The organism is Enterobacter cloacae complex sp. 342H5 (assembly GCF_050030905.1).
GTDB classification, from domain to species: domain Bacteria; phylum Pseudomonadota; class Gammaproteobacteria; order Enterobacterales; family Enterobacteriaceae; genus Enterobacter; species Enterobacter intestinihominis.
On record NZ_JBLGVB010000001.1, the window covers coordinates 2,890,380 to 2,899,850 of the forward strand.

At 54.7% G+C, this 9,471-nt stretch carries 10 protein-coding genes and 1 other annotated feature; of the genes, 3 read left to right on the forward strand and 7 right to left on the reverse strand.

Translation table 11 applies throughout. The annotated features are described in order from the left end of the window. Window positions 1-105 precede the first annotated feature (105 nt). From ACQG03_RS13855 to dacD, 3 genes are all read right to left on the reverse strand, one after another. A complete protein-coding gene (locus ACQG03_RS13855; protein ID WP_022648598.1) occupies window positions 106-1,164 on the reverse strand; it encodes an FUSC family protein in 1,059 nt (352 codons plus the stop codon). A 91-nt stretch (window positions 1,165-1,255) separates the two neighbouring features. Then, entirely contained in the window at window positions 1,256-1,729 is a 474-nt protein-coding gene (sbmC, locus tag ACQG03_RS13860) for a DNA gyrase inhibitor SbmC (RefSeq protein WP_022648599.1), read from the reverse strand. Between the two features lie 118 nt (window positions 1,730-1,847). After that, window positions 1,848-3,020, reverse strand: coding sequence for a serine-type D-Ala-D-Ala carboxypeptidase DacD (gene dacD / locus ACQG03_RS13865; RefSeq protein ID WP_139153368.1), 1,173 nt, complete (start codon window positions 3,018-3,020; stop codon window positions 1,848-1,850). Between the two features lie 191 nt (window positions 3,021-3,211). Between dacD and sbcB the strand changes: the two genes are divergently transcribed. After that, a complete protein-coding gene (gene sbcB, locus ACQG03_RS13870; protein WP_373602579.1) occupies window positions 3,212-4,648 on the forward strand; it encodes an exodeoxyribonuclease I in 1,437 nt (478 codons plus the stop codon). A 130-nt stretch (window positions 4,649-4,778) separates the two neighbouring features. Here sbcB and ACQG03_RS13875 read toward each other — a convergent pair whose 3' ends face one another. From ACQG03_RS13875 to ACQG03_RS13890, 4 genes are all read right to left on the reverse strand, one after another. Beyond that, window positions 4,779-6,137, reverse strand: coding sequence for an APC family permease (locus tag ACQG03_RS13875; protein ID WP_022648602.1), 1,359 nt, complete (start codon window positions 6,135-6,137; stop codon window positions 4,779-4,781). Beyond that, window positions 6,127-6,189 carry a membrane protein YoeI gene (gene yoeI, locus ACQG03_RS13880; protein WP_099458931.1) on the reverse strand — a complete coding sequence of 21 codons (63 nt, stop codon included), beginning with the start codon at window positions 6,187-6,189 and terminating at the stop codon, window positions 6,127-6,129. Before yoeI ends, ACQG03_RS13875 begins: the two co-directional genes overlap by 11 nt. A gap of 219 nt (window positions 6,190-6,408) precedes the next feature. After that, the gene (locus ACQG03_RS13885) at window positions 6,409-7,338 is read right to left on the reverse strand and encodes a LysR substrate-binding domain-containing protein (RefSeq protein WP_063162905.1); all 930 of its coding nucleotides are present in this window, start codon (window positions 7,336-7,338) and stop codon (window positions 6,409-6,411) included. 41 nt (window positions 7,339-7,379) lie between these two features. After that, window positions 7,380-8,204 carry an SDR family oxidoreductase gene (locus ACQG03_RS13890; RefSeq protein ID WP_063162904.1) on the reverse strand — a complete coding sequence of 275 codons (825 nt, stop codon included), beginning with the start codon at window positions 8,202-8,204 and terminating at the stop codon, window positions 7,380-7,382. A 172-nt stretch (window positions 8,205-8,376) separates the two neighbouring features. Between ACQG03_RS13890 and hisL the strand changes: the two genes are divergently transcribed. Both hisL and hisG read left to right on the forward strand, forming a co-directional pair. After that, a complete protein-coding gene (gene hisL, locus ACQG03_RS13895) occupies window positions 8,377-8,427 on the forward strand; it encodes a his operon leader peptide (protein WP_099516347.1) in 51 nt (16 codons plus the stop codon). After that, window positions 8,403-8,526: a sequence feature (His leader region), on the forward strand. It overlaps the preceding gene by 25 nt. A 45-nt stretch (window positions 8,527-8,571) precedes the next feature. After that, window positions 8,572-9,471 (forward strand): ATP phosphoribosyltransferase, encoded by a 900-nt coding sequence (gene hisG, locus ACQG03_RS13900; RefSeq protein WP_000886595.1) that lies wholly within the window; start codon window positions 8,572-8,574, stop codon window positions 9,469-9,471.

A 9,471-nucleotide genomic window follows, 5' to 3' on the forward strand; every position in this document is an offset into this window, starting at 1 on the left:
ACCGTTTTAACAGACAGCGGCTGCGAATGACAATGAGTATATCGTTTAAAACCATCATAACCCTAATTGTTGCTGAATCGAAGCAGCAGGCATCACATACGCTTTTTATTTGCGCAGTGCCCGGCAAATCAGCTGCGATAACAACTCCAGCTGTCGCGCCAGCTCCATACTCAGCCAGACATAGCCGTGGATGGGCGTTTCCGACACATTGTCGCCCTGACGCTCATTCATCAGCTGTTTGAGCTCGATGACGATGTCATTCAGCCGCTCGCTGTTCGCCCGTATCGGCTGTGGGTTACCTTCGTAAAGTGCATGAGCGATGGTCAGCAGGGTTTGTTGCGTCATCTGCTGCGTCTCTTTCAGCGTATGCGCGTTGAGCATCAGAAGATGGCTGGGGCGTGAGGCCCAGTGGGCATTGATTTGCAGTTCAAGCATACAGACCAGATTACGGCTGACCGTTTGAATGGCTTCAAAAATGGCTTTCTGGATATGCGTCTCTTTGCTTGCCGGGGTAATTAACCCGCGCATTTTGACCACATCATTAAGGATTTTTTGCAGGTGCTTTTCCAGCCGCGGACGCTCAATCAGATTCGGCGAAAACCCGGCCTGGTAGACCCGGTTAAATGCCGTGACGTAGTTTGCCATCTGAATGCGCCAGTGCAGGAAGGCGCGCTGCGGCCAGATGCCGGTAAACAGCATGGCGAGCAACGAGCCGAGGATCACGTCCCCGCTTCGCCACAATGCGGTGGTCATATCGCCCGCCGGTGCGCCGACCACAACGGCGAGCGTAATGCCAATCAGCAGCGCCTGATACGGTTTCTTGCCGAGGGCCAGCCATCCGCAAAGAAACATCGCCACCGCGCACCACAGCAACATGAACGGAAATGAAATTAGCTCCAGCTTCAGGGCGATAAGCCCAAGTGCCGAGCCTAAAACGGTACCGCCTATGCGTTCGAAAGCGCGAGGGACCACGTTCCCCCAGAATGAGATCGGCCCCATCACCACCACCAGCGTGATCAGCGGCCACGTTCCTTCCGGGATATCCAGCAAACGAACCAGTACGAAGGTCAGCACAAACGCCAGCGCAATGCGGCAACCATGCACCACGCGATAATGTTTGTATAACCGAATTTCAAAAGGGGTTAATGACTTGTCGGGGCGCACACCCGTCTCCAGCTCTACGGCAAACCACAATTGTACTGTGTTTTCAGCCGGGTGGATCGCGCCCGGCTGAAAAACCCTGCGTTTCGCAGGATTATCCCACTTTGTGCTCTACCGGTACAAACATCTCAATATCCCAGTAGCCGTCAGCATTGCCATCGTTCAGATAGCGTTCGAAGCAGGGTTTTGGCGCAATCTGGAATTTGCTGTCTTCCAGCAGGGAGTTGAAGAACTGATACCACGGGGTGGCGAAATCATGATTTTCGACGCGCGCGGCAGCAATAGCATACTCTCCGGCAGCAATTTCGGTCAGCATTACCCCTTCGCTGTTATCAGGGATAGTGAAATCGTCCGCTACCGTTACGGCGGTAACGCAGCGAAGCTTTTCCGCCGGCACGTCATCCGGATTGTCATAATAAACGGCCACCCACTCCTGCGGCTGAATATGACGTCCATCTACCCACATAACCAGCTGTTCAAATCCCTGCTTGACCGTCTTTTCCCACGGCCCCACGAGATGAAAGCCAGCGATCGTACGTTTCTGTTGCTGCCTGATGCTGTAGTCCATGCTGCCTCCGTTTATTACTGTATATATATACACTATAAAGCAGAATCGAGATTATCGGCAAACCAGGAGTGTTTATTATGTGAGCAGACTCGCAACACTGCCAGTCTGCCCGAAAAGGTTAGAGTTTATGATGCAGATAATCGCCGAGGCGGGAGAAAAGGCCGCCCTTTTCAACGCGCTCCAGCGTAACCAATGGCCAGTGCGCTACCACCTTGTCACGATCGTACAGCTGGATCTCCCCTACCCGCTGATGCGCGGCGATCGGCGCTTCCAGCTCTTTTTTATCCATTACATATTTCGCCTTGATGTTCGGCACTTCCGTTTTGGGTAATGCCAGCCAGAAATCCTGATCCGTGCCCAGCGCGATCTGCTCTTTATCGCCATACCAGATGCGTTCGGTTCCCACTTTTTTGCCGTTATGCAGGATCTGCACCGTATCGAAATTTTGCTGTCCCCAGTGGAGCAGCTTGCGCGCCTGATCTTCACGTCCTTTCGGGCTGTCTGCCCCCATCACCACCGCAATCAGTCGACGCTGACCATCCACCGCAGAGGCGATCAGGTTAAAGCCCGCGCCCGAGGTGTGTCCCGTTTTCAGACCATCCACGTTCATGGTCTTATCCCACAGCAGGCCGTTGCGGTTCTGCTGAGTGATGCCGTTCCAGGTCAGACTCTTCTCGCTGTACATGTGGTAGAACTCAGGCTCGCCGTGGATGATGGCGCGGGAAAGCACGGCGAGATCGTAAGCGGAGCTGTGCTGACCCGGTGCATCCAGCCCGTGTACGGTTTCGAAGTGGGTATCGCGCAGGTTCAGCTTTTCAACGTAGTCATTCATCATCCTGACGAACTGCGGCTGACCGCCCGCCACGTGATCCGCCAGCGCCACGCAGGCGTCATTGCCGGAATCAACAATCAGGCCGCGGCTGAGATCGCGCACAGAAACCCGATCGCCCTGCTTCAGAAACATCAGAGACGAACCGTCAAAGACCGGATTGCCTTTTGCCCAGGCGTCACGTCCGACCGTCACAATGTCATCGGGGCTGATGCGGTGGCTATCAATGGCACGATCGACAACGTACCCCGTCATCAGTTTGGTCAGGCTCGCCGGATTACGCTGCTGATGTTCGTTGCCCGCCGTTAAGATTTGACCCGTGGTGTAATCCATCAATACCCAGGATCCTGCCTGGATGGCAGGCGGCTGAGGTGAAAAATCCAGCGGCTCGGCAGCCAGCGCGGATGAAATACTCGAAGCGAGTAAAGAAACAGCAATAAACAGACGGCGTTTCAACGGTATATCCTCAGGTCAGTAAAAATCGATGACCTTTTTACGGGAGTTCTGATGTCGTTACCTGCCTTAATTGCAAAAAAATGTGACAGCACGCAGATTTTTTCGGAACAAATCTCGCAAATTTCTTGCCTGAAGGTGCTTTTTATTCGGACTGCTCACCCCAATCGTTTACCATAGAGACGTCAATTTTTAACAGGATGAGATTACTGGTGTCTGACTCTGCCGCGCGCCCGACTTTTTTGTTCCACGATTACGAAACCTTTGGTACCCATCCGGCGCTGGACCGACCGGCGCAGTTTGCGGCTATCCGAACCGATGACGAATTTAACGTTATCGGCGAACCCGAGGTGTTTTACTGCAAGCCCGCCGATGACTATCTGCCGCAGCCAGGCGCGGTGATGGTGACGGGCATCACGCCTCAGGAAGCGCGGGATAAAGGCGTTAGCGAAGCAGAATTTGCCCGTCGCATCCACGACCTGTTCACGGTGCCCAATACCTGCGTGGTGGGTTACAACAACATCCGTTTTGACGATGAAGTGACGCGCAATATCTTCTACCGCAACTTCTACGATCCCTATGCCTGGAGCTGGCAGAACCGCAATTCGCGCTGGGATTTGCTGGATATCATGCGCGCCTGCTATGCGCTGCGCCCGGAGGGGATTAACTGGCCGGAGAACGACGACGGCTTGCCGAGCTTCAGGCTCGAGCACCTGACGCGGGCCAACGGCATCGAGCACAGCAACGCCCACGACGCGATGGCAGACGTCTACGCGACCATCGCTATGGCGAAGCTCGTAAAAACCGCGCAGCCGCGCCTGTTTGAGTATCTGCTGAGCCATCGCAGCAAGCAAAAGCTGATGACGCTGATTGACGTGCCGCAGATGAAACCGCTGGTGCACATTTCAGGGATGTTTGGCGCGTGGCGCGGGAACACAAGCTGGGTGGCGCCGCTTGCCTGGCATCCGGACAACCGTAACGCCGTCATCATGGTGGATCTTGCCGGGGATATCTCGCCGCTGCTTGAGCTCGACAGCGACACCTTACGTGAACGGCTCTATACGCCGAAAGAGGCGCTGGGTGACCTGCCAGCCGTACCGGTAAAACTGGTGCACATCAATAAATGCCCGGTGCTTGCGCAGGCCAACACGCTGCGCCCGGAAGACGCCGACCGGCTGGGGATTAACCGTCAGCACTGCCTCGATAACCTGAAAGTGCTGCGCGACAACCCGCAGGTGCGCGAGAAAGTCGTCGCCATTTTTGCCGAAGCAGAGCCGTTCGTGCCGTCTGAGAATGTGGATGCGCAGCTTTATAACGGCTTCTTTAGCGATGCCGATCGCGCGGCGATGAACATCGTGCTGCAAACCGACCCGCGTAACCTGCCCGCGCTGGATATCACCTTCGCAGATAAGCGTATTGAGAAGCTGATGTTTAACTACCGTGCGCGCAACTATCCCGGCTCGCTGGATGAAGCAGAGCAGGAGCGCTGGTTACAGCATCGGCGCAACGTGTTTACACCGGAGTTTCTTAATAGCTATGCCCAGGAGCTGGAGATGCTTTACGGCCAGTATGAAGGGAATGCTGAGAAACAGGCGCTGCTGAAAGCGCTGTTCCAGTACGCGCAAGAGATTGTCTGAGTAGCGGGTACAAAAAAGCCGGAGGCGATGTCTCCGGCTTTTTTTTTTGCCCGGTGGCGCTTCGCTTACGCGGGCCTACAGTGTAGAAGTCCGTAGGTCGGGTAAGGCGAAGCCGCCACCCGACACAGTCTTACGCGACGTCTTCGTACTGAGGAACCGGGTTGCGGAAGCTCTTCGTTACGCAAGCCAGGTAAATCAGACCGATTGCACCCCAGATCAGACCCAGAACCATTGAGCTCTCTTCCAGGTTGATCCACAGGGCGCCCACCGTCAGGGCACCACACACTGGCAGCACCAGATAGTTGATGTGGTCCTTCAGCGTCTTGTTGCGCTTCTCACGGATCCAGAACTGCGAAATCACGGAGAGGTTAACGAAGGTGAACGCCACCAGCGCACCAAAGTTAATCAGCGCAGTGGCCGTTACCAGGTCGAACTTGATTGCCAGCAGGGCAATCGCGCCCACCAGCAGCACGTTCCACGCCGGGGTACGCCATTTCGGATGCACGTAACCAAAGAAGCGAGTTGGGAACACACCGTCACGGCCCATCACGTACATCAGACGAGAAACGCCCGCGTGCGCTGCCATACCGGATGCCAGTACGGTGACGCTGGAGAAGATCAGCACGCCCCACTGGAAGGTTTTACCCGCCACGTACAGCATGATTTCAGGCTGCGATGCATCCGGATCTTTAAAGCGAGAGATATCCGGGAAGTACAGCTGTAAGAAATAAGACGCACCGATGAAGATCAGGCCGCCAATCAGCGCGGTCAGGAAAATCGCTTTCGGGATCACGCGCTCAGCGTCTTTGGTCTCTTCAGACAGAGAAGAGATACCGTCGAAGCCCAGGAACGAGAAGCACAGGATAGTCGCCCCGGTGATCATCGGCACAACGTGCGCACCTTCAGACCAGAACGGACGGGTGCTGGTCAGCGTACCTGCGCCTTCACCGTGGGAAACGCCGTAGATGATCAGCCCAACGATAACCGCAACAATCCCCATCTGAAGGATCACGATCAGGGTGTTGAAGTTAGCCACGGTCTTGATGCTGCGCAGGTTAGAGATGGTCATAAAGGCCACCAGCGCCACAACGAAGATCCACGACGGTACGGAAGGTACCAGCGCTTCGAAGTAAATTTTTGCCAGCAGAATGTTGATCATCGGCATGAACAGGTAGTCCAGCAGTGATGACCAGCCCACCATAAAGCCAACAGCCGGGCTAATGGATTTCTGAGCATAGGTGTACGCAGAGCCAGCGGACGGGAAACGGCGAACCAGTTTACCGTAGCTCAGCGCTGTAAAGAGAATGGCGACCAGTGCAAAGGCGTACGCCGTTGCAACGTGACCGTCAGTAAGGCCTGATACGATACCGAATGTATCGAACAGCGTCATCGGTTGCATATAGGCAAGGCCCATCATAACAACCGGAATCAACGTAAGCGTTTTACGTAATTCCACGCGAGAGGTGTTTGGAGTTGCGTTATGCGACATAGTTATTCTCCTTTACGGTGATAACCGCCACGTAAGCGAAAAATTGCCCCATTTCTTTCTTCCTCAGCGACAACAACTGTCGGATTTTAGTAAATATCTATCCGGTACGAAGCCCGGCCTCTTGGTTTTTAGTTTCGTTTCGTACATGCAAAAAAAAATAACCGACGCCTTTTATATCGTCGATTATTCATTTGTTTGCAGCGGCGGCATTTTGCCCTATTCCAGATACAAAAGGCAATACATTGAGAAACCTGCCCATAAATTAATTTTACTAACTGGTTGATTTCCCATCATCTGCCTGAGTGTAAACTGTGGCGATAGCACTATTTGCTAAAATTTCGTCTCGCCACCAGGCGCTGGCAAGCCCGGCGGTCTGTTCATTCCAGCCCACCCATACCGATTCGTTACTGCTCTGCGCTAAAACCTGTTTTTCCACCAGCGCGCCGCTTTCAATAAAGCGCTGTGCTAAATAACGGGGAAGGTAGCCGCACCCCAGGCCGCTTATTTGCAGTTCCAGCTTGGTTTTAAAATCAAAAACGGTGATGGCCTCCTGCTCATCCAGAAGCTGCGATGAAATGCCGCACTCGGGGCGGGAGATGTCTCCCACCACAATGGCGCGATGGTTTTTAATGACGCGTCTTGAAACAGGCTCCGGTTCATTCGCCAGCGGGTGGTGAGGCGCAACGGCAAAGATCTGCTCCAGAACGCCCAGCCGGGCGAAACCAAATTCACTCAGTTGAGGAGGCTCATGCAGCGCTCCAACGATGATATCCGCCCTGCCCTGCGTTAAGGCGTCCCACGAGCCGCCCAGCACGCCGTTGATAAAAACCAGCCGCGTGACGCTATGGCGCTGATAGAACGCCTCAATAAGCGGGGTAAGCAGCGAAAAAGGGAAAGTATCATCAACCCCAATCACCAGCTCATTTTCCCAGCCCTGATGAAGTTTGACGGCCTGTTTTTCCAGGTCGCGAACCGTATGCAGCACGTCACGCCCTTTTTCCAGCAGCATCTGCCCAGTACGGGTGAAACGCGCGCGATGCCCGGTGCGGTCAAGAATTTGAATATTAAGATCGCTCTCGAGCTTTTGCACGGTGTAGCTCAGAGCCGAAGGGGTTTTATAGAGCTTCGCCGAGGCGGCGGCAAAGCTCCCCTCTTTTTCCAGCGCATCCAGAATAACAAGAACATCCAGCAGCGGTTTCATCTTCGCCCCCTTGCGGTGTGCGATGGCCTCCGCCGGCGCAATTATTCCATGGGCATAACCAGCGGATCGGGATACTGATACTCAAATCCCAGTTCATGGCAAATACGATTGCCATCAATAATTTTGCCTTTACGCCCCCCCTGCGCCTCACTGAACACCGGCGGCGCCAGACCCAGCTGGCGCGCCATCAGCGGATAAAAGGTGCTGCGTGGCGGATGCGAAGGCGCACATATATTATAGATGTGCCCCCCTTTCGGAGCCTGTAAAAGCAGCTCTATTGCACCGATAACATCTTCAAGGTGTACAAGGTTAACGCCGTGCTGACCATCCGGCGCGGATTTACCGGCAAAGAAGCGTCCCGGATGACGCCCCGGCCCCACCAGCCCGGCGAGGCGTAAAATATCCACCTGCGTGCCAGGCAGATTGTGCAGCCAGTCTTCCAGCTCTTTCAGTACCCGTCCGCTGGCGGTTACCGGACGGCGCTCGGTGTTTTCTTTCGCCGTACCGTCGATATCGCCATAGACGGAGGTCGAGCTGGTGAAAATGATACGCGGAATATGGTGCGCCAGGGCGCTGTCGACAATCTCCTGCACCGCCTGCAGGTAAAACGTCTCGCCCGGCCCGCTGCGCCGCGCCGGTAAGGTAATGACCAGCGCGTCCACATTCATCAGTTCATCCAGCTCGTCGGTATCGCAGATAAGCTCGGGTTCGAGACGCAGCTCGACACCATCAATGCCGCACATGCGCGCCGCCTCAACCCCGTCCCGCGTGGTCTTACTCCCTGTCACCTGCCAGCCTTTTGCGGCTAATGACATCGCCAGTGGCATTCCTAACCACCCTAATCCGACAATCGCGACCTTTTTCATGACATTCTCCGCTTAACGACGCCTGTTATAAGGCTACGCCAGCCTTATGGAACGCACAATTCATACCATCAATATGAAATGAATTAATGATCAAAAAAAGCCCTTGCTTTATGGCGTACAACTGGTTTAGGTTAAAAGACATCAAATGCATAAGCATTCAACGAGAATTTATATGACACGCGTTCCTTTTAAAAACCACCATCATCACCATCATCCTGACTAGTCTTTCAGGCGATGTGTGCTGGAAGACGTTTGGATCTTCCAGTGGTGCATGAACGCATGAAAAAGCCCCCGGAAGATCTTCTTCCGGGGGCTTTTTTTTGGACCGCATTCAGACAGGTTAAAACAGGTTAACGAGGAACACAGAATGTTAGATAACTCACGTTTACGCATAGCTATTCAAAAATCAGGCCGTTTAAGCGATGATTCACGCGAACTGCTGGCCCGCTGCGGGATTAAAATCAACCTGCACACCCAGCGCCTGATCGCCCTGGCTGAAAATATGCCGATCGACATTCTGCGCGTACGTGATGACGATATTCCGGGCCTGGTGATGGATGGCGTCGTTGATCTCGGCATCATCGGCGAAAACGTACTGGAAGAAGAGTTATTAACCCGCCGCGCGCAGGGCGAAGATCCGCGCTACTTTACCCTGCGTCGTCTGGACTTCGGCGGCTGCCGCCTGTCGCTGGCCACGCCGGTTGATGAAGCCTGGGATGGCCCGGCCGCGCTGAACGGCAAACGTATCGCCACCTCTTACCCTCACCTGCTGAAGCGTTACCTCGATCAAAAAGGCGTGCAGTTTAAATCTTGTCTGCTGAATGGCTCTGTTGAAGTGGCGCCACGCGCGGGCCTGGCCGATGCCATCTGTGACCTCGTCTCCACCGGCGCCACGCTGGAAGCCAACGGCCTGCGCGAAGTGGAGGTGATCTACCGCTCCAAAGCGTGCCTTATCCAGCGCGACGGCGAGATGGCCGATGCCAAACAGCAGCTCATCGACAAGCTGCTGACCCGTATTCAGGGCGTGATTCAGGCGCGTGAATCCAAATACATCATGATGCACGCGCCTACCGAGCGCCTGGACGAAGTGATTGCCCTGCTGCCAGGTGCTGAGCGCCCAACCATTCTGCCGCTGGCGGGCGACCAGCAGCGCGTGGCGATGCACATGGTCAGCAGCGAAACCCTGTTCTGGGAAACGATGGAAAAACTGAAGGCGCTGGGCGCGAGTTCTATTCTGGTGCTGCCAATTGAGAAGATGATGGAGTAA

What these genes read in the sequence shown, in the direction of transcription:
- sbmC (WP_022648599.1), bottom strand. Translation starts at nt 1,729, where the DNA reads ATGGACTACAGCATCAGGCAGCAACAGAAACGTACGATCGCTGGCTTT.
- sbcB (WP_373602579.1), top strand. Translation starts at nt 3,212, where the DNA reads ATGAGATTACTGGTGTCTGACTCTGCCGCGCGCCCGACTTTTTTGTTC.
- ACQG03_RS13875 (WP_022648602.1), bottom strand. Translation starts at nt 6,137, where the DNA reads ATGTCGCATAACGCAACTCCAAACACCTCTCGCGTGGAATTACGTAAA.
- ACQG03_RS13885 (WP_063162905.1), bottom strand. Translation starts at nt 7,338, where the DNA reads ATGAAACCGCTGCTGGATGTTCTTGTTATTCTGGATGCGCTGGAAAAA.
- ACQG03_RS13890 (WP_063162904.1), bottom strand. Translation starts at nt 8,204, where the DNA reads ATGAAAAAGGTCGCGATTGTCGGATTAGGGTGGTTAGGAATGCCACTG.
- hisG (WP_000886595.1), top strand. Translation starts at nt 8,572, where the DNA reads ATGTTAGATAACTCACGTTTACGCATAGCTATTCAAAAATCAGGCCGT.